The organism is Aquamicrobium terrae (assembly GCF_040545735.1).
Lineage (GTDB): Bacteria > Pseudomonadota > Alphaproteobacteria > Rhizobiales > Rhizobiaceae > Mesorhizobium > Mesorhizobium terrae_A.
This window is the reverse complement of the sequence record NZ_JBEPML010000028.1, coordinates 38,806-57,846: the sequence shown is the minus strand read 5'-3', so window position 1 is coordinate 57,846 and position 19,041 is coordinate 38,806. Positions and strand designations below refer to the sequence as shown.

General features: G+C 62.2%; 21 protein-coding genes and 3 pseudogenes. 11 read left to right on the top strand and 13 right to left on the bottom strand.

The genetic code is table 11. The features are described 5' to 3' along the window. Positions 1–128, top strand: a 128-nt coding sequence (locus tag ABID37_RS26280; RefSeq protein WP_435521635.1) for a hypothetical protein, incomplete at its 5' end; no start/stop codon positions are given. 144 nt (positions 129–272) lie between these two features. On the opposite strand, the pseudogene ABID37_RS24875 reads toward ABID37_RS26280, so the two are convergent. Next, positions 273–650: pseudogene (locus ABID37_RS24875) on the bottom strand (DUF4172 domain-containing protein); the annotation flags it as partial. Between the two features lie 94 nt (positions 651–744). Between ABID37_RS24875 and ABID37_RS24870 the strand changes: the two are divergent. After that, positions 745–960 (top strand): hypothetical protein, encoded by a 216-nt coding sequence (locus ABID37_RS24870; RefSeq protein WP_354199663.1) that lies wholly within the window; start codon positions 745–747, stop codon positions 958–960. 60 nt (positions 961–1,020) lie between these two features. On the opposite strand, the gene ABID37_RS24865 is transcribed toward ABID37_RS24870, so the two are convergent. From ABID37_RS24865 to ABID37_RS24845, 5 genes and pseudogenes are all read right to left on the bottom strand, one after another. Further along, complete coding sequence (locus ABID37_RS24865) at positions 1,021–1,917, bottom strand: arginase family protein (protein ID WP_354199662.1); 897 nt, start codon at positions 1,915–1,917, stop codon at positions 1,021–1,023. A gap of 120 nt (positions 1,918–2,037) precedes the next feature. After that, positions 2,038–2,307 (bottom strand): hypothetical protein, encoded by a 270-nt coding sequence (locus ABID37_RS24860; protein WP_354199661.1) that lies wholly within the window; start codon positions 2,305–2,307, stop codon positions 2,038–2,040. A gap of 46 nt (positions 2,308–2,353) precedes the next feature. Beyond that, positions 2,354–3,682, bottom strand: coding sequence for a type II toxin-antitoxin system HipA family toxin (locus ABID37_RS24855; protein ID WP_354199660.1), 1,329 nt, complete (start codon positions 3,680–3,682; stop codon positions 2,354–2,356). Further along, on the bottom strand, positions 3,682–3,936 hold the full coding sequence (locus ABID37_RS24850) for a helix-turn-helix domain-containing protein (RefSeq protein WP_354199659.1): 255 nt from the start codon (positions 3,934–3,936) through the stop codon (positions 3,682–3,684). Before ABID37_RS24850 ends, ABID37_RS24855 begins: the two co-directional genes overlap by 1 nt. A 340-nt stretch (positions 3,937–4,276) precedes the next feature. Then, positions 4,277–4,455: pseudogene (locus tag ABID37_RS24845) on the bottom strand (IS6 family transposase); the annotation flags it as partial. A 733-nt stretch (positions 4,456–5,188) separates the two neighbouring features. Between ABID37_RS24845 and ABID37_RS24840 the strand changes: the two are divergent. Both ABID37_RS24840 and ABID37_RS24835 read left to right on the top strand, forming a co-directional pair. After that, the gene (locus ABID37_RS24840) at positions 5,189–5,464 is read left to right on the top strand and encodes a ribbon-helix-helix domain-containing protein (protein ID WP_354199658.1); all 276 of its coding nucleotides are present in this window, start codon (positions 5,189–5,191) and stop codon (positions 5,462–5,464) included. Beyond that, positions 5,448–5,804, top strand: coding sequence for a type II toxin-antitoxin system RelE/ParE family toxin (locus ABID37_RS24835; RefSeq protein WP_354199657.1), 357 nt, complete (start codon positions 5,448–5,450; stop codon positions 5,802–5,804). Before ABID37_RS24840 ends, ABID37_RS24835 begins: the two co-directional genes overlap by 17 nt. 446 nt (positions 5,805–6,250) lie before the next feature. Here ABID37_RS24835 and ABID37_RS24830 read toward each other — a convergent pair whose 3' ends face one another. The 3 genes from ABID37_RS24830 to ABID37_RS24820 form a co-directional block, all read right to left on the bottom strand. Then, positions 6,251–6,436 carry a hypothetical protein gene (locus tag ABID37_RS24830; RefSeq protein ID WP_354199656.1) on the bottom strand — a complete coding sequence of 62 codons (186 nt, stop codon included), beginning with the start codon at positions 6,434–6,436 and terminating at the stop codon, positions 6,251–6,253. A 3-nt stretch (positions 6,437–6,439) separates the two neighbouring features. Further along, positions 6,440–7,213, bottom strand: a complete 774-nt coding sequence (locus ABID37_RS24825) for an IS110 family RNA-guided transposase (protein WP_354199655.1) — start codon at positions 7,211–7,213, stop codon at positions 6,440–6,442. Between the two features lie 352 nt (positions 7,214–7,565). Next, positions 7,566–8,405, bottom strand: coding sequence for an IclR family transcriptional regulator (locus ABID37_RS24820; protein ID WP_354199654.1), 840 nt, complete (start codon positions 8,403–8,405; stop codon positions 7,566–7,568). Positions 8,406–8,452: 47 nt separating this feature from the next. Here ABID37_RS24820 and ABID37_RS24815 point away from each other — a divergent pair, with 47 nt between their 5' ends. From ABID37_RS24815 to ABID37_RS24790, 6 genes are all read left to right on the top strand, one after another. Then, complete coding sequence (locus ABID37_RS24815; RefSeq protein ID WP_354199653.1) at positions 8,453–9,997, top strand: sulfatase; 1,545 nt, start codon at positions 8,453–8,455, stop codon at positions 9,995–9,997. Further along, positions 9,994–10,509, top strand: a complete 516-nt coding sequence (locus tag ABID37_RS24810) for a tripartite tricarboxylate transporter TctB family protein (protein ID WP_354199652.1) — start codon at positions 9,994–9,996, stop codon at positions 10,507–10,509. Before ABID37_RS24815 ends, ABID37_RS24810 begins: the two co-directional genes overlap by 4 nt. A 17-nt stretch (positions 10,510–10,526) precedes the next feature. After that, positions 10,527–12,020 (top strand): tripartite tricarboxylate transporter permease, encoded by a 1,494-nt coding sequence (locus ABID37_RS24805; RefSeq protein WP_354199651.1) that lies wholly within the window; start codon positions 10,527–10,529, stop codon positions 12,018–12,020. Between the two features lie 22 nt (positions 12,021–12,042). Further along, a complete protein-coding gene (locus ABID37_RS24800) occupies positions 12,043–12,993 on the top strand; it encodes a Bug family tripartite tricarboxylate transporter substrate binding protein (RefSeq protein ID WP_354199650.1) in 951 nt (316 codons plus the stop codon). Positions 12,994–13,076: 83 nt separating this feature from the next. Next, complete coding sequence (locus ABID37_RS24795; RefSeq protein WP_354199649.1) at positions 13,077–14,231, top strand: mandelate racemase/muconate lactonizing enzyme family protein; 1,155 nt, start codon at positions 13,077–13,079, stop codon at positions 14,229–14,231. A 10-nt stretch (positions 14,232–14,241) separates the two neighbouring features. Next, positions 14,242–15,189, top strand: coding sequence for a D-2-hydroxyacid dehydrogenase (locus ABID37_RS24790; RefSeq protein WP_354199648.1), 948 nt, complete (start codon positions 14,242–14,244; stop codon positions 15,187–15,189). A gap of 209 nt (positions 15,190–15,398) precedes the next feature. Here ABID37_RS24790 and ABID37_RS24785 read toward each other — a convergent pair whose 3' ends face one another. The 3 genes and pseudogenes from ABID37_RS24785 to ABID37_RS24775 all read right to left on the bottom strand — a co-directional run bounded on the left by ABID37_RS24785 (position 15,399) and on the right by ABID37_RS24775 (position 16,243). Further along, complete coding sequence (locus ABID37_RS24785) at positions 15,399–15,644, bottom strand: formylglycine-generating enzyme family protein (protein ID WP_354199647.1); 246 nt, start codon at positions 15,642–15,644, stop codon at positions 15,399–15,401. A 102-nt stretch (positions 15,645–15,746) separates the two neighbouring features. Beyond that, positions 15,747–15,947, bottom strand: a pseudogene (locus ABID37_RS24780) (DDE-type integrase/transposase/recombinase); the annotation flags it as partial. A 206-nt stretch (positions 15,948–16,153) separates the two neighbouring features. Then, on the bottom strand, positions 16,154–16,243 hold the full coding sequence (locus ABID37_RS24775; protein WP_354199665.1) for a hypothetical protein: 90 nt from the start codon (positions 16,241–16,243) through the stop codon (positions 16,154–16,156). A gap of 227 nt (positions 16,244–16,470) precedes the next feature. On the opposite strand from ABID37_RS24775, the gene ABID37_RS24770 reads away from it, so the two are divergent. Then, entirely contained in the window at positions 16,471–17,286 is an 816-nt protein-coding gene (locus ABID37_RS24770; protein ID WP_354199646.1) for an IclR family transcriptional regulator, read from the top strand. A gap of 62 nt (positions 17,287–17,348) precedes the next feature. On the opposite strand, the gene ABID37_RS24765 is transcribed toward ABID37_RS24770, so the two are convergent. Continuing rightward, complete coding sequence (locus ABID37_RS24765; protein WP_354199645.1) at positions 17,349–19,019, bottom strand: gamma-glutamyltransferase family protein; 1,671 nt, start codon at positions 19,017–19,019, stop codon at positions 17,349–17,351. Positions 19,020–19,041 lie beyond the last annotated feature (22 nt).

Genomic DNA, 19,041 nt, shown 5'->3' with positions numbered 1-19,041 from the left:
AAACCGGCTGCGACGCGACACTGCGTCATGTCCGCAGGCTCTGGGGCTACGATGTCAGCCTTGAGGGCGTGGACGCGCAAACCGGCGCCACCCTTCACGAACGATCGGCCAGGCAAGGCGGCGAGTGAACTGGATGTGTGAGCTTTCGATTACCGGCGAGAGGTGCCGGCAAACTGTTCACTGGAGAAATGCTGATGCCGAACAAGACGAAGAAATGATCGGCGGATGTCACCGAGCACAGCGATGTGCTCGAACTGGAGCCGCGCCTGCTATCAGCCCGCTCGCGCGGCTTTTTCTTCAAGCCGGAGCCAATAGCGCGTGTGGCGGAGTTCTCCGGTCCTGGTGAACGCGCCTTTCGCTACTAAGTCTTGCAAGTCCCTTGTCGCCGTCGCGCGGGATGCCTGCGTAATGGCGATGTAATTCTCGGCGCTCAGACCGCCCTTGAAGCCATCGATGCCTTCGCGAAACATCCGGGCAATCGCCTTCTCCTGCCTTTCGTTGAATTGATCCCGATGGCGCCCGTAGAATCTGGCCTTGGCGACGGCAAATTCGACGCGTGAAAGTGTGACGCGCTGGGCTTCGAGGATCATGTTCGCGAAATAGACAAGTCAGTCCGTGATTTCCGTACCTTTGTTGCTGGCCTCGAGGCTGCGTGAGTTGGTTCTCGTGTGCGGAGTTGAGCAGTGGCTGGGCGCAAGATTCTCAAAGCTCAGGATCGACAGGATCTCTTCGACATTCCCGCTGATGAGGACAGCCGGTCTCGGCGTCCTGCCCTGCTATCTCGCTGATGGCGATCCGCACCTTGTGTGCCTGGGAGCACCGATCGATGAATTGTCGAGCGACCTGTGGGTCCTCACCCACAGGGAGCTGCGCCACACGGTTCGAATGCGGGCGCTGTCGGATTTTTTGGCGCGAGAGTTCGGTGCTCCGCGGCCGCTGTTCCACGGCGAAACCGCCTGATGATAGGCCGCTGGCGAGAAGATATCCGATCCGAGGATCTGCCGCCCGCTCCGCTCGAGACTATCGAGCGTGCCCCGCAAGGCCTGCGGCTAGAACTTCCACGAAGGTCCGGGCTATCGTTCCGTCCTTGTCGAGCCTGGGATTGAAGATCGTCACATCGATGCCCACCGCCCTGCCGCTGCCGATGCTCGTCCGAAGCGTCGTTGCGAGTTCGTTCCAGCTCAGCCCATTGGGTATGCGGTAGTCGACCGCAGGCATGATCGCGTCGTCGAGCACGTCGGCGTCGAGATGGATCCAGAAGCCGTCGAGGCTGGGTCTCGACAAGTGCCGCACGGCACATGCCGCAGCGGCGTCGATCCCAATAGCCCTGACGGATACGAGATCGATCATCTCGATGGACGTATGCTCGATGCGCTGGCTGCCATGCTGCTCGGCCTCGGCGGCGTCGCGGCGGCCGAAGGCGACTACGTCCTCGTCGCGCATGAAGGGAGCTTTGCCCTCGATGTTCGTCACCATTCGGGGCCCGCGGCCGGTTGCCAGCGCCAGGTCCATGGATGCCGCCTCGCCGGCCGGCTCGGCCTCCGGCTGATAGAAATCGGCATGCCCATCGATGAACAGCAGCCCGTATCGCCCGCGGCGTCGCAATGCCAGCAGGTTGCCGAGAACGATCGAGCAGTCACCGCCGAGAACGATCGGAAATCCACCTTCGTCCAATACGGTGCCGACCGCGTCAGCCAAGGCAATCGAATACGCGACGATCGCGTGAGGATTGAGCAGCAAGGTGTCCGGGTCCCGCTCGGAACTATACGGCGGTGGCTCGATTCGGCCGCCTAATCGGGCGTCGAGACGATCTGCTAAACCGGCTTCAAGCAACGCTTCCGGCAACCGCTCAACGCCTTTTGGGAATAGTCCAAGCACCGAAGGCGCCTCGATGATGAAAAAGGGCGTCTTGGTCATATGCATCCTCCAGCCAGCTGTCCAAGCGCGTGGCAGGCGTCACTGCCGAATGGGCAGCTTCCAGGAGCAACGATTACATAGCCAAATGGCCGATTCGGGGCACACTGCAGCCATCTTCCCTCATTTAAGTGAACGGCAGGTTTCCCGGCTATGCCGCATGATCGTGCCCTCACGGCACCGCAGGTCGGCGATAGCATCGTCCAGGTTCCGGCGCTTGCCGATCGCGTCTGCGGCAGGGCAGGACGTGTCGTGGACCGGATCGATGACCAGTGTCAGTACGCCGCCGCGGGATGATGAGACGCGGCTGAACTCCAGCGGCAAGGCAGGCGCTGGCCCGTCAAACTGCCGGTCGTCGTGCTGCTCGTCGAAATCGGGGCGCTTATCCCACAACAGCGAGCCCTAGCCAAGGATGGCAATGCGCGGATGTTTCTTTGCTTCAACCATGAGACGCCCCCGAGAGTGAATCTGCGACGAGCCGAGTGCGATGGCTGATGGCCGCCATGATCGACGTCACGAGCTGGTCGGGGAAGCCGTTGGGCAGCGCCGCGATAGCGGCCTGCGCCTGCCGTTCGGCGTTCGCGGCGATGTCTTCAAAGATCGCCTTCATCGCCGGGGTGCCGACACCGGCGAGGTCGGCTGTCTGCACGAAGTGATGGGGCACGATGTCCTGCATGGCGTAGTGGCGGTTTTTGCCGACCGACATCGCGAGCTTGAATTTCTTGCGGGGGATTTGGCCTTCGTCGAGACTCGGCTGCGCGGTCAGAACATCGTAGAGCGGCGTCATGCGGAAGCGCCCGCCGGGGCCAAGGAAAATACTGAAGTTTTTCGCGTGACCGTCGGTCGCGCCCAGCAGCCAGAACAGGATGCTGGCGCGCATGAATGTCGCGATGTCGGCATCAGGCGTGTCGCTGCCTTTCAGCAGGTTGATGATTTCGCGCAGCCCGGGGCCACCATCGGCCTGGTATTTTCTGGTGGGCGGGATCGACAGGGCCTGGCAGATATCTTCCTGCGGCAGCCGCAGCAGCCTGTCGTCCTTTGTCCAAAGGCGGTCGAAACGTTCAACGATCAGCGTGCGGCGTTCCCCGAAATCTGCGATCTCGACATTTGCGGCGGGGACGCCGAAAGCTTCCAGCAGTTTCAGGCAGAGATACTCGTTCTCGACACTGTTCGAGACGTCGATGCCGTTGGGAAGCTGGCCGATCTGCGGTTTGAGGATGTGGGTGGTGGCGGTGGTGCCGACGGGTTTGAACCACTGGCCGTTCTTGCGCAGCAGCGCTGTTTTTTCCTGGGCTCCGGCAATCGAGATTCGAAAATCTTCGTCCTCACCCATGCCGAGCGGCGCGGCGGCCAGATTCCTGATGATGTCGGCGACGTCGTCGTCGTTGACGGGTTTGCCTTCGGTGGCGCCGGCGATGCCGGGATCAGTGCCATCGGGCAGGAATTGCAGGGCGCCGACGCAGTCCTGGCCGAGAGCGGTCAGCAGGCTGAAGGCGTCTGTGCCATCCGCACCAACGCGCTCGGCGACGCGCTTGCGGATCGGGTCGCCGTCGGGCAGCAGGTTGTCGAACACATTGATGACCGGGGTGCCGATATAGCGGTCTTCGCGCAGGGGCAGCGACAGCGACACCGGGAATGTGCCGCCCCAGTCCAGCCAGTCGCGTCCGTACTGGAAGTCGATTGCGCCTGTGGCCTCGCGGCGCAGCACACCGACATGGCGGCTGTTCAGGAAGACATTGAGAGGGACATGCGCCCGCTTGCGTGCCATCAGAACAAGTCCTCGATGTCGGCGGCGCTACCCTGGCTGCGCGGCCGGACGACCAGTTCCAGGTTGAGGGCTGAAAGGGCTTCCATCAGGGTGCGCAGCTGCACGGCGGGCTCTCCGGCTTCAAGGCGCGAGACCGTGCCCTGCCGCAGGTGAATTTGTTCGCCGAGCGCGCCCTGGCTCAGCCGCGCCTGCTTGCGCGCGCGGCGCAAGATAGCGCCTAGCTGTTTTTCTGTGCGGGCAATCTGTTCGCTCATGGTGGCCATCCAATGATGGATATACGCGATAGCGTATAGAATGTCAATATACGCGAATGCGTATAAGAATGAAATATACGCAAAGGCGTCTAAATAGTAAATATACGGGAGCGCGTATAGGAGGGAGCGTGTTCTCGCTGAATTTGTAGCGAGGGACCGGACCCAGCTTCAGCCCCTGCGTCCACAACAGGCCGTGGATCGTATTCTCGATTTTACAGCATTGCAGACATAAACTGGCGGCGGCCGATCAAGAGCGAGCGCACCATTTGAGATGCCCCGGCTCTTTACATGCACGGGTTTGAAGTGGCCGACGCGCATCAGGTTCTGTCGCCCGACGCCGTTATGCAGTGAGGATATCGAACTGCTGGGCGAGTGACGGTGCCGGATTGGAGACGAATCTTGCCTGTCGTTTGCGCATCATGTGGACAGGATTGTCGCGGCGCAGGCGGCTGACTTAAAGCCGAGCATGGGTTGGATCTGGCACTTGATGCCTCGATAATCCTACTCGATGCGGTTGTTATCAGGCATGTATAAGCGCGACGTACCAATCCGCATATCCGAAGCATTGACATAGCTCGTAGAACGCACCGAAGGCTCGCAGGAAACTGTTGAAGCAATCTGTTGCGAACATGTCGAACCGCTGCAAAATCTGAACATAGCAAGCCGTACAAGCAGCTTAATGCGAACAACCCTTGAACACCTGTGAGCAGGCGAGATCTCGTGATCGGAAATTCAGTGTGAACCGGATGCCAACTGCTCGAGGGTCACGCAGAGGTTGGCGACTTCCGGGGACGCCTTTTGATTAAGCACCCTGATTAGTCGCTCGTCGGCGGTGACGAACCGCCAGTTCCGGGCTGCCGCCAGACTGACGTAAATGCAGTCATAGGCCGGATGACCTATATCGACTGCCAGAACGGTTGCGGTTGCGAGTAATCCACGCATGCCGAATAGTTCAATGTCACTTTGTTCTAATAGCTTGGCAGCAAGCTTTGCCTCTTCGTGGTTGAGCTCACTCCGCTGAACTTTCTTCCAGAGGATGTTTGCGCATTCCACTGTGGAACACGATGCCGCTCCAACGCCCCCTTTACCCCAGCATCGTCATGTGAGCCTGGGATCAAGCAGCTAGGCCCTGCGCACTGTCCCAGCAGCAGGCCTGCCAGGACGGACAGCGCATGAGCCGGCCAACGAGACAATCATGATCACTTGCGTGATGCTACTGAGTAGTATATCGTGAGTCCGAAGGAGATCTGCGATGAGTGTCAAAGCATCAATCTCGTTAACGGAATCCCAGGACGCCTTTGTTCGCAGTCTTGTGGCCGAGGGACGGTTTTCCAGCGTGAGCGCAGCGATCCAGCATGGACTGGAGATGTTGCGTGATGAAACGGAAGCGCGACGATCGCACACTGAAGCATTGAAAATGCTGCTCGCCGAGCGGCGAGCTGGCAAATTCGTGAGCCTGGACGAAGGTCGCCGACGGACTTTGGCGATGATCGACAGGAAAAAGGCCGAGTATGGTCTTTCGGATTGAACGGTCTGAAGCTGCATCGGCCGATCTGGAGCTGATTTTCGATTTTCTCATCACTGCCGGGCTCGATTTTGGCGAGGATCGAGAGACGGCCTTTGAGCACGCATCAAATCGTGTTGGCGAGATCGAGCGAGCCATGGGGCGAATAGCAGATGCACCGTTTCAGGGCACGCTTCGTCCTGAACTTGGGGCAGGTATTCGCAACGTCACAAAACATCGGGCCGTCATCTATTTCGAAGTCTTGGAAGACAAGAGCCTGATCAGGGTTCTGGCTATATTCTTCGGCGGTCAGGATCACCAGCACCGCATGCTGGCAAGGATGCTGGGTGTCGGCAAAGCATGATCGCTCCCACGCAGGCAAGCGTTGCCGGCGGCGTGATGCTGTCGTCTTGCTTTTATCTTTTTGAGCCGTCCTGTCACTTGGCTTGAACAATCGCTGTTGATTTCCGCCGAGAGCTGATCCGGGATTGAGGGATTTTACCATTGAAAAGTGGCTCTGACTCACATTTGCTGCTGTTGCGGGCAACGCTTTGCTGATTCACTGAAGGATCAGCGCATGCGCCATCGATTTCAGCGCGCGAGGCTCGCGCCGGACGGCTTCATAGTGGACGGAGTGAAGGTTGTCGCGGAGGACGTTCAAATCCTGCTACGGTCGCGCCAACCCTTAGGAACTTGTCCAGACTGCGGGCGGCGGAATTGGCATGTCCAACTGCAAGGCATCAGCGACGCTGCAGGTAGAGGCAAGCAGGGGATACCACGCGATAGGCGTTCGTCCTCTAGCAACTGTGTTTACGCGATTGGGTTTGGTCGCCATGGTGTGCTGGTTTTGAGGATCGCATTTGCGATGATGACGAGCCTGCGCGCGATGGCGACGATGACGAGCTTGTGTGGCTTGCCGTGCGTCTTGAGGCGCTGCGCGACGGGCTTCAGAACTGGATTGTGACATGCCGCAGCCAGTGCGGCCTGGAACAGCACATGTCACAGCGCCCGCCGCCCCCCAGCGATTGCTCGCTTACCTCGCATCGTTCCACTGTCGTGTGGCACCGGAGCGAGGCCGGTCATGGCTGCGGCCTCACCCGATGTCATCCGGCCGAGTTCCGGCATTTCGGCGATCAGCATGGCTGCAGAGACCGGACCGATGCCGGGAATGGATCGCAGCAGCCTCGCCTTGGAGGCGGAACTCTCCTCCTGCGCGATGACGCTTTCGATGCGGCGCTCGAGTTCACCGATCTGGCTATCCAGGATGGTCGTGAGGGCATCATCCATGCCCTCGATATCCGCAAGGATGTCCTGCTTCTTTCGCGCTGCGATTTGTGCCGCAAGCCGCTTGCGCATGTCGACGGTCTGGGCCCTGCGTGTGGTCAAAGTCCTGAGAACACGCAAGTTCTCGCTCGGCAGCGAGCGTCCGGCATCTGGCCGGAACAGCATGAAGCGGGCAATAAGCTCTGCATCGATCCGGTCTGTCTTGGCGCGCGTGCCCCGGGAAAGGGCAAAGGCCTTGATCTGCGCCGGAGGCAATTGCCTCGCGTCGATCCCCGCCGCAACGAGCTTGGCCCAGAGTACCCATTCCTGACCACCCGTCGCTTCGAAGCCAACCTTGACAGGACCTGGCATCTCTCGGATCGCTAGGATCAGCTGTTCGTGACCGTCTGCCGAGTTCGCCAGTCGGAACCTCTTCTGGCCGGGAAAATCCAACCCGTCCAGCCAGTCGCGGGATACGTCTATACCGACCACGGTCGTTGCTGCTATCATCTCACTCTCTCTTCCTTATGGTTCGCGGTCCCGGAAACGAGCCGCCGTCAACTGTTCGAGACGGTAAGGAGAGGCGGGATCAGCCTGCTAGAAAACGTGGTCAGGCCACAAGATGTTCAGCGCTGCATTCCACCCCGTCGCCGGTCCTGGCCGGGATCGGTGACGGGGCATTTATAACAAGGCCGAGACTGAACACTTAGGTTGTACCGGCGTGAGCCAGACGAGAGTAGCCGATATGAAGTCGGGTTATACTCTACCACAGGACGCCGGCTGTGGCCCTTTCGGCCGCGTCGTCTGCCCTCTCGGAACGTAGCCTTCAAGCCGTAGGAACATCAGACGCAAATTCTGGCTTTCACGCTTCCCCTACGCTACGCAACCTCCCTCCGAGAGCGGCAGTTGCCGCCGCAGCAGCTTCGCGCACCATCGGGGCAAATGCTTCAAGCTGGTCGCGCGAAACGCGGAAAACGGGCGCAGTGATGCTGATTCCGGCCACCGGATGGCCGCGGAAATCGAAGATCGGCGCGGCCACGCAATGCACCCCCTGCTGGTGCTCCTCACGATCGAAGGCGCTGCCGCTCGCCCGCACGGCCTTGAACTCGTCCGCCATCCGGGCCGGGGTGACGATGGTAGCCGGGGTGAAGCGCACAAAGGAAAGGCCTGCCAAAAGATCGGTGCGGGCCCGCTCGGGCAGAAAGGCAGCCATCGCCTTGCCCACCGAAGTGCAATGCACCGGCCCGCGCTTGCCGATCGCCGAATAGAGTCGTACCGGATGCTCGCTCTCGACCTTGTCGAGATAGACGACCTCGCGGTCGACCAGCGTCGCCAGATGTACCGCCTCGCCCACCCGCGCCGCCAGTTCCCGTAGCGGCCCGCTTGCCGCCGCCCGCACGTCGGAGCGCTCCCAACTAAGGCGCGCCAGCTCCATGAGCCCGATTCCGGGCACGAAACCCTGCCCGGTGATATCCCGCGCAACCAGCCCGCGCGCCGTTAGCAGTATCAGGATGCGGTGTAGCGTGCTACGCGGCATCCCGGTGGAAGCCATCAGGTCTGCAAAACCCTGCGGCGCGTCGGCCCCAGCCACCATCCGAAGCACGTCGAGCCCCTTTTCCAGCGCCGCGGTACCGGTAGACGTGCTGCCACCTCTGCGGCCAACGCGCTTGACATCTGGGCTGTCTTGTTCGAATGTTTCCATATAATGGATTTATATCCCATATGTTGGGAATATCAAGAGGGGCTGTCGTGAAAGCGGTTTTCGTCCTGTACGATTCCCTCAATCGCCATGCGCTGGGCTGTTACGGCGGCGGCATGGAGACGCGGAATTTCGATCGGCTGGCGGCGCGTTCGGTGCGCTTCGACAATCACTATGTCGGCTCGCTCCCCTGCATGCCGGCGCGCCGCGACATGCAGACCGGCAGGCTGTCGCTGCTGCACAGGGCGTGGGGGCCGCTGGAGCCCTATGACAATGCCTTTCCCGACCTGCTGGCCGAGCATGGCGTCTATTCCCACCTCGTCACCGACCACTATCATTACTGGGAGGATGGCGGGGCGACCTTCCACGGCCGCTACGACACCTTCGAGCTGGTGCGCGGCCAGGAACGCGATCCCTGGCAGGCGGTGGTGGAGCCGGACTGGGCGGCAATCGAGGCGCACACCCACCCCCGCCAGTTCAGCCGCAAGCGGCGCGAGAAATTCGCCCAATACGCGCTGAACCGCGAGCGGTTCGAGCGGATGGAGGACTTTCCGTCCTACCAGTGCTTCGCGCACGCGCTGCGTTTCCTCGATCGCAACCGGGACTCCGACAACTGGCTGCTGCACCTAGAGACCTTCGACCCGCACGAGCCCTTCCACGCTCCGGACGCCATGCGCGAGGGGCTGGACAGCGGCTATCAGGGCCCGCGTTTCGACTGGCCTCCCTATGCCCGCGTTTCCGAGACCGTGGCGGAGCAGGCCGAGCTGCGCGCCAACTACCATGCGCTGGTGCGTCTATGCGACCACGAGCTGGGTCTGCTGCTCGACTATTTCGATGCCCATGACCTATGGTCGGACACCGCCATCATCCTCACCACCGACCACGGCTTCCTACTCGGCGAGCACGGCTGGTGGGCAAAGCTCACCATGCCGTGCTTCAACGAGGTGGCGCATATTCCCCTGCTCGTCGCCCACCCAGATTTCCGCAGCAGAGCCGGAGAGTCGCGTCGGGCGCTGACCCAGACCATCGACCTCATGCCGACCATCCTGGATATGTTCGACGTCCCCGTTCCCGAGGAGGTGCTGGGCCACTCGCTGCTGCCGCTTCTCGAGGCCGACCGGCCGTTGCGCGAGGCGGCGATCTACGGGGTCTTCGGCAGCGCCCTCAACGTCACCGACGGGCGCTACACCTATTTCCGCTACCCCGCCGACATGCGCGCCGAGAATCTGTTCCAGTACACCCTGATGCCTGCGCACATGAGGTGCATGTTCTCGGTGGAGGAACTGCGCGACGCCGAACTGCACGAGGGCTTTGGCTTCACCAAGGGCGTGCCGCTGCTCAAGGTTCCCGCCACCCCGAAGTCGCCGGTCTATTTCGGCCATGGGCCGGGCGCCCAGCAGCAGACCGATACGGTGCTGTTCGATCTCGCGACCGATCCCGGCCAGCTGAATCCCATCGCCGATCCCGTGGTGGAGGCGCGCATGGCCGCCCTCGCCACCCGCCTGATGGCCCAGAACGATGCACCGCCCGAGGCCTATGACCGGCTCGGCCTGACCCGCCCCAGCCCGGCCGCTTTGGAAGGAGCCGCATCATGAGCACGCCGGAGCCGGAGAAGACGCCCCGCCTCGACCTGGCCGATCTCGTGTTCGGCATCGTCATGCTGGCAGGCTCGCTGGTGGTCCTCCTGTATGCGATGGCGCTGCCGCCGTCACCCTACGACCCGCTGGGGCCGGGGGCCTTTCCCAAGGCGCTGTCCGGCATGCTGGCGGCGCTCTCCCTGGTGCTGATCGCGCGCGTGCTGCTGCGCCGGACGGTTGCCCGTTCCGAGACCAGCCTCGTCTACGGTGTCGAGGAGGGAGAGCGCGTGCCGCTCGCGCGCTATCTGCTGGCGATCGTTCTTGCAGCGGCAACCGTCGCCTATTCGGCCCTGCTGATCTTCACCGACCTGCCCTTCCTGCTGCTGACCATCGTCTACATCGCCGCGCTCGGCTTCGTGCTGTCGGGCCGCACGCCGCGTGATCTCGCCATTGCGGTAGCGGTCGGCATCGGGCTGGGCCTGGCGACCGATCTGATCTTCACCCGCGTGCTGCTCATCGAGCTGCCCTGAACGGAAGGGGGACCGTCTTGCTCGAGGCCTTCGCCCACCTCCTGACCTCCTCCGCCTTCTTCGTGATGGCGGCCGGGGTGCTCGTCGGTATCGCGGTCGGCATCCTGCCCGGCATTACAACCGGCATGATGATGGCGCTGGTCCTGCCCTTCACCTACGGCATGTCGAGCACCGACGCGGTGGTGCTGCTGATCGGCATCTATGTGGGCGGGGTCTCGGGCGGGTTGGTGACGGCCACCCTGATGCGCATGCCGGGTGAGCCGAACGCGATCATGACCTGCCTTGACGGCTATCCGCTGGCCAAGGCCGGTCATCCGGGGCGCGCCCTCGGGCTCGGCAACGCCGGCTCGATCGTCGGTGGGGCCATTTCCTGGGTCGCGCTGGTGCTCATCGCCCAGCCGCTTTCCCGCGTCGCCATCGTTTTCGGCCCTTGGGAGCAGTTTGCTCTGGTCTGCGCGGCCCTGGTGATGATCGTCTCGCTGAGCGGCAAGTCGCTGCTCAAGGGCCTCATCGCCGCGATGCTAGGCATGCTGCTGGCCATGCCCGGCATCGACCCGAGCTCGGGCCTGCAGCGTCTGACCTTCGGGGCCGGCTGGTTGACCGCCGGCCTCGACATCCTGCCCGTGATGATTGGCATGTTTGCACTGAGCCAGATCATCGCCGACACCCTGCATCTCGAAACGAACCAGGCGGTGATCCGCTCGAGCATGCGCGGCATTCTCATTTCGTTGCACGACTACGTTCGTCACGGCCGCAACATGCTGCGTTCCTCGCTGATCGGCATCGGTATCGGCATCCTGCCGGGAGTGGGGGCGAGCGTCTCCTCGATCGTCGCGTACACCACCGCGAAGAAGGTCTCCAAGGAACCGGAGAAGTTCGGCAAGGGCAGCGAGGAGGCGATCGTCGCCGCCGAGAGCGCCAACAACGCCACGACCGGGGGCACGCTGATCCCGGTTTTGACGCTGGGCATCCCAGGGGGGCTCGCCGATGCGGTGCTGCTGAGCGCCCTGATCCTGCACAACCTTCAGCCCGGCCCGATGCTTTACGTGCGCAGCCCCGAGATCGTGAACACCATCCTCGCCACGCACCTCGTCGCCCATGTGATGATGTTCTCCTTGATGACGGTGGGCGTGCTGCTCTTCGCCCGGCTGATGACCATATCGCGGGCTTGGATCTTCCCAGCCGTGCTCGTCATCTGCGTGGTCAGCACCTTCGCGCTGAACAACCGGCCGGCCGATATCTGGGTCATGCTCGCCTTCGGGGTGGTTGGCTACGCGCTCGAATACGTCAAGGCGCCGCTCGCCCCGCTGCTGATCGGGTTCCTGCTGGCGCCCCTCGCCGAGGCCCAGCTGCGCACCGGCCTGATGGCCTCGGGCGGGGATTTCCTTGCCATTTTCGACCGGCCGATCGCCGTGGCCTTCCTGCTTGTCGGAATCGCCATGCTCGCCTGGCCTCCCGTCGCGGCAGCCATCCGCCGCCATCGCCAGGAACAACCTCTCGCCGGAAGCTGACAACAATAAGGAGGAGAACCCAATGAAGCTGCCATCACTGATCCTGACCATCGCGCTCGCCGCCGCGATCGGCCCGCTGCCCGTCCTCGCACAGGCCTATCCCGAGCGCCCCATCCGGGTGATCGTACCGAACGAGGCCGGCGGCAGCACCGACCGCAATCTACGGGTCATCGCCCGCTATCTCGATAAGGAGCTGGGCACCGCCATAGCCGTGCTGAACGTGCCAGGCGGCGGCACCTCCATCGGCTCGCGCCAGGCGATGGAGGCGGCGCCGGACGGCTATACCGTTCTGTTCAACCACCAGGCCCTGCTCGTCGCCGCGGCCATGGGCGTGATCGAGTTTGGCGCGGATGACGTGACCCTGGCCGCCCAGACCGGTTCGGAATACCTCGCCGTCGTCGTAAACGGCAGCTCCGAGATCAAGAGCTTCGATGAGCTGATCACTGCGGCCACCGCCAATCCCGACACTGTGCGCTACGGCGTGCAGGTGGGCGCCTTCAACCATTTCGCCGCCCTGGATATGGAAGCGGCCACGGGCGCCGACTTCCGCTTCGTCAACACCGGCGGCGGGGGACCGACCCGCACCGCCCTGCTGGGCGGGCACATCGACGCCTCTTTCACCACCACCGGGGACATCGAACAGTTCGTCACCTCCGGCCAGCTCCGTGTCCTCGCGGTGAACGCCCCCGAGCGCTCCGCGGCGCTGCCCGACGTGCCCACCTCCTCCGAGGCGGGCCATGAGGTGCTGACCGAGCTGCGCTACTGGTGGTGGCTGCCGGCGGGTGTGCCGGAGGACCGCAGACAGGTGCTCACCGACGCCCTGCGCGCGGTGATGGCCAATCCTGAGCTGGTTGCCGAGCTGGCGGCGCTCGAGGTCCGCGCTACCTTCGAGGATGCCGGACAGGCCCAGGAGGCCGTTGAGGCGCAGCTGGCCAGAATGCAGCAGCTCGCAAAGGACGAGGGACTACGCTAGACGTCCTGCCCCGCGTTTGCCACGGCCGCGGGGCGGCACATCCAGTTACCCGGTCGGCGGCCGGCAGGAGCGTTCGGACGGCAATGAACAGCACAACCATAGCCCGCATCAGCCTCGACACCGTGCAGGTGATGGAGAAAACGCGCTGGCTCTTCCTCACGGTCGAGACCGCCGACGGAGAGACGGGCCACGGCGAGGCGACCGAGCAGAAGCTCGAGGCCGCCATCTACGACAGGGCGCAGACGCTCTTGGCGTCCTTCGTGGGGCGGCAGGCGGAGCCCGCGGCGGTGCGTCCGCCCGAGCCCGAGGATGATATCCCCACCTCGGCGTTGCTTTCGGCCCTGAGCCAGGCGCTGCACGATCTCCATGCGCGGCGCCGAGGCATCAAGGTGGCCGAAGCGATGGGCGCGGTTACGATTTCCCCTATCCCCCTCTATGCCAACATCAACCGTCGGACCCTGGAGCGCACCCCCAAGGCCTTTGCCGAAAGCGCCCGGCTGGCCCTCGCTGCCGGCTTCGAGGCGGTCAAGATCGCGCCCTTCGACGAGGTGACCTCGGAGGCGACTGCAACCCTCTCTGATGCTCGGCTGATCGGCCCCGGCCTGGCACGCATCGCCGCAGTGCGCGAGGCCATCGGGCCCAAACGCGACCTGATGGTGGACTGTCACTGGCGCTTTTCCCCCGATGGCGCGCGGGCTGCGCTCGCCGAGGTGCGTCCCTTCGATCTCTACTGGTTCGAATGTCCCCTGCCGGAAAGCGATGCGACCCTTTCGGACATCAGGGTGCTGCGTACTATCGCAAACGGCTTCGGCATCCGGCTTGCTGGATGCGAGAGAGAGATGGGCGTCGCGGGTTTCGCCCGGTTCATCGAGGCCGAGGCCTATGATGTGGTCATGCCGGACATAAAATATGTCGGCAGCATGGAGGAGATGCTGGCCTTGGCCCGCTATCTCGAGCGCAGCCGGGTGGGCTTCTCACCGCATAATCCGAGCGGACCGGTGTCGCATGCGGCGAGCCTGCATCTATGCGCGGTGGCACCGGGCCTGACCCGCCTCGAGATGCAGTTCGACGAAACGCCGCTGTTCTGGAGCCTTGTGGGGGGCGCCCTGCCGCGGCCCCGAAACGGAGCCTCGGCCCTGCCCGTCGGCTCGGGGCTGGGTCTCGCGCTCGATCCTGCCATCCTTGCCGCTCACCGCCGGCGCTCGGCCGTGTTCGAGCCGGGCTCAAGGTACCCTTGAGGAGTCTGCAATGCCCGCTCTCACCATCGTCATGACCGGCCAGGAAATTCCGACCCTGGTCGAGGAGGTCCAGGCCGCCGCCCCCGGCGCCCAGGTGTTGCACTTCAAGAGCCAGGCCGAGTTCGAGGCCGCCCTGCCCGAAGCCGACATCGCCGCGACCGTGCTGATCGGCCCGGAGGCCCTCGCCCGCGCCAGGAAGCTCAAATGGGTGCAGAGCTGGTCGGCCGGCCCCGACCACACTCTCACCCCCGAGCTGATCGCCAGTGACGTCCTTGTCACCTGCGCCAGGGGCAACGGTGCTATACCGCTCGCCGAACATGCCATCATGATGATGCTGATGCTCGACCGGCAGATGACGCGCTCCTTCCGCGCCCAGCAGGAAAGGCGCTGGGATCGGTTCTTCCATGGCGAACTCAATGGACGCACCTGCGGCATCGTCGGCACTGGCTTCTCCGGGATCGAACTCGCCCGCAAGGCTAAGGCCTTCCACATGCGGATGATCGGCCTACGCCGCACCGCGCAGTCCACTCCATCCTTCGACCGCATCTATGGCCAGGGCGAGCTGAAGGCGTTCCTCGCTGAATGCGACTTCCTGATCATGGCTGCCCCGCTCACCCCTCAAACGCGCGGCATGATCGGGGCCGAGGAATTGGCCGCGATGAAGCCCTCGGCCTTCTATGTCTGCTTCTCGCGGGGCGGGATCGTCGATGACGACGCTCTGCTCGAAGCGCTACGATCCGGCCGACTGGCCGGGGCCGGACTCGATGCCCACAATGTCGAGCCGCTGCCGCCGGACAGCCCATTCTGGGGGCTCGACAACGTCATCATCACCCCTCATCACGGGGCAGTCACCATGATGAGCCGCCGACGCGGACTCGATATCTTCCTGGAAAATCTCAAACGCTTCCAAGCCGGCCAGCCCCTCCTCCACCTCGTCGACAAAGAGACCGGCTACTGAGAACCCGGTGAGCTGCGAAGAATCCAGCGTTGCAATTGCTCGCCGTGAGCGGACCACGATGGCAATTCATCCGCGGAGATGATCCATCAGGACGGCGCGAACTGCACCATCCGTAAAACCCGCAGACAAAGCCACCCACGCCGGTTGGGACTGCGGTAGGATAAGAAACTTACCAACCAGTCCTGCAAGATACTCGAGAGCTGAGGCCCCTAAAGATCGGCAGCAACCCGAAATCCGCTGTTTCCAGCTGAACTGTCAGGATCGTTCCTTGTTCGAGAATGCACATGATAGCGATCACAGTAGCTAACATGGCATAGAAAGGAACCGTCCCGCTGGGTTCGAGCATATCCCTCTTCAGGTCCCGTAGGATCGAGTTCAGGCATGAGGGTCGACGCGGTGCGTTCGCCATAAAAATCCTGAACCCATTCCCATACGTTCCAGATCATATTGAACATCCCGTACCCATCGATTTGAAGGCATCAACCGGGCAGCTACCGATCCAACCGGCCTCTGTCGCAAACCTGTAACTGGGGCGTAGAGAGCTACTCCCGTAGTGCTCACGCGGCCAGGATTTCGAACTGTTCGAACTGTGATGGCGCTGGAACATAGGCATAGTTCGCCTGTTGTCTGCGCATCATGTGGATCATCTCAATCTCAATGCCTGAGCAGATCGTCGCCGCGCAGGCGGCTGACTTAAAGCCGAGCATGGGTCGGATCCGGCGCTTGATGCGTCGATGATCCTGCTCAATACGGTTGTTGTCAGGCATGTATAGGCGCGACGCACCAATCCGCATTCCCCTGCATGGATGGATCGACTACCGTCCACCTACCGGGATTGGGGTGTCGGGAGCATGCATGGCGGGCAGGCCGAAGTACTTGATGAACTGAGAGTTCGAGTTGTTATCTGGCCGCCCCCTTCGACTTGCCAGCCCTGACCTTGCTGCACACGACGCTTTCTCGGCCGTCACCGGGATGGATCGGAGAACCGCTCAATGTCGCCGACAGCGGCAACGACACTCAGTGCCACCGTGACATTCACGCCGGTTATCGTCATCAGACGCTTGACCTGCGGCTCCTGTAAGGCGGCGGTCGACAAGGTTTGCAATTGCCGAACCAACGTAATCTTTGCCCGCCAGTTCAGCGATCGACACGATGTCCTCTTCAGATAGCCTCTGCGAGCTCGAAGCCCGATGAAACAGTGTTCGGGGCCTGATTGTCACTTTTCGTCCAAGGGATTAGAAGACCAGCAACTTACCGGTTCCCTGGACGAACGGACGATACATGCCCCAACAGCACAAAAACCATGAGCGCTACCTGGTTCCAGGCCTGATGCGAGGGCTGGAACTTCTTCAATCGTTCGACCATGAAACGCCCGCGTTGCGTCTTTCCGAACTGGCGCAGAAGGTCGGCATGTCGCGCTCATCGGCGTTTCGCATAGCATATACCCTGGAGACCATGGGCTTCCTTGAGCGGGAAACCAACGGGACAAGCTATCGACTCGCCAGCAAGGTCCTCAACCTGGGCTTCGCTTACCTAGATTCGCAGGAAATCGTCGATATTGCACGACCCGCACTGGAGGAACTGCGCAATGCGATCAATCTGACGACGCATCTGGCGATCCTGGAAGGTCGGGAGATCGTGCATCTGGTCCGCGTCGCCGGCAACACGCCCATGACCAGCAATGTGGCAATCGGGACCAGGCGCCCGGCTTACGCGGCACCGCTCGGCAGGGCTTTGCTCATGGACAAGTCGCCGGCGGAACTGAGGACGATCTTCGGCGCGGGAAAACTGAAGAAGTATACCGACTTTACCCCCGGCGACGTAGCGGAACTGGCAAAACTGGTGGCTGCCGACGCCGCCCAGGGCTATGTGATAAGCCATGGAAGTTTTGTACCCGGTGGCGGCTCTGTTGCCGCACCCGTGAGGGACCGGAAAGGCGAGATTGTCGCGGCAATCAATGCATCCGGCCCTGTGGAATTGTTTGAACCTGCCGCAGAGACCAAATTCGTGGAAAAAGTCCTGTTTGCGGCAGGCAAGATTTCCAGCCGGCTCGGCTATGATGGTATGAGGAAGGGACGAGTCAGTTCGGAAACATAGAGGCCGCACGCGCCGGTAGCTCACGGTTTCCGAGGCTGGTGCAATGAACCGGTCCGCCGGAATCAATAGCCCAAGGCAAGGGAGTTGCGCCTGACGTCCCATCCGGACAGGAAACCGTGCTGGCGCTTTTCCACACCTACGACCCCGCCCATCCTGTCCGTCCAGGCCGGATAGGTGCTTATGGAATGCCCCATCGTCCTCAAGGCGTCGAGGATCGTGGGATGAATGCGATCCTCAACAGCCACCGCGAACGCAAGGTCGTTAATCCGGAAGCGAGGCATCTCGATCGCAGCCTGAATATCGAGGCCGTAGTCAATCATGTGGACCAGCGTCTGAACGACATACTGAACGATGCCGAAACCACCGGGGCTGCCGAGGCTGCAAATTGGCACGCCGTTTTGGAACACAATCGTTGGCGCATGACCGATATTGGGTCTATGACCCGGCGCGACGACGTTGGGGCCATTCTTCAGCGACATCCACCAACTGCGCTCGTTCATCACCAGGCCGGTTCCCGGCACGGTTTCCCCACAACCATAGTCCCCACCGATGGTCTGTGTGGCATTGACGATGTTTCCGTATTGGTCGGCGACCGTGAAATGCGTGGTGGATCCGGCTGTCGACGAAAAATCCGGCTCACGGGATGTAGCCTTGTTCTCGTCAATGCTGCGCGCCTGTTCGGCGGCGTGATTTTTTTCAAGGCTGGCTTCGATATCCATTTCGAGGAAATCGGGGTCCCCTCCGAACCTGCGCCGTTCGCCAAGAGCGATCTTTACGGCTTCGATCAGGAGATGGAGCGATGCAGGCGAATGGCATCCCAGGTCCCGGAGTGGGAACTGATCCAGGATACGCAGCGCCTGCAAGACGTGGATTCCGGACGTCGGCGCGCCCGTCACCATAAGATCCAGCCCACGATAGCTTCCCTTCAAACAAGGCCGCCAAACGGGCTTGTACCCTCCAAAATCTTCGAGAGAGAGAAACCCCCCGGCCCTTCTGGAATGATCGACGATGGCGCGTGCGGTGACACCATCGACGAACTCGCTTTCCATGCACATGGCAAAGCGCTCGATCGTCGATGCCAGATCTTTCTGTACGAGAAGATCCCCGATCTGCAGGGGACGATCCCCGTCGAAATGGATAACGCGCGACGCCTCGAACGAGCCCAACTTGCCGGCGCATTTCCCCAGCGATCCGGTAATGTAGCTGTTGACGACGATACCTTCGCGCGCCAGCTCAATGGCCCGCGAACAAAGGTCGGCAAAAGGAACGGTCCCGTATCGACGCCATGCAGCGCACAAGGCGGCTGGCGTGCCGGGAACGAGCGAAGTCGCGATGCCCTTGTCGCGAATGCCGGTAGGCTCTTCAGCAAATGCGTCCGGCCCGACGTCCAGCCTGTCGATCAGGGCGTCGGCGGTCATTGATCGAGGACATATGCCATAGCCGTCGAGATGCTCCGTTGTGCCTTCCTCGGCCCAGTGGATCTGCCATGCCGAGTCACCAGCCAGGCCCGCCCAATTCTGGCTGGTCACCGCGATCGTTGTCGCTACGGTGATCGCCGCGTCAACGGCGTTGCCGCCGGCTTTCAGAATATCCAATCCTGCAAGGGTTGCGTTGGGGTGCATGGATGTCACCATGCCCTTGCGTCCCCAAACCTGGGTTGAAGGTCTGCCGTTGAGTTCCGCGCTTACCACTCGCAGCGTCTCTTCGCTCGGCTCATGCATGGGGTCAGCCATCTCGTTACCTCCTCCGAACCAG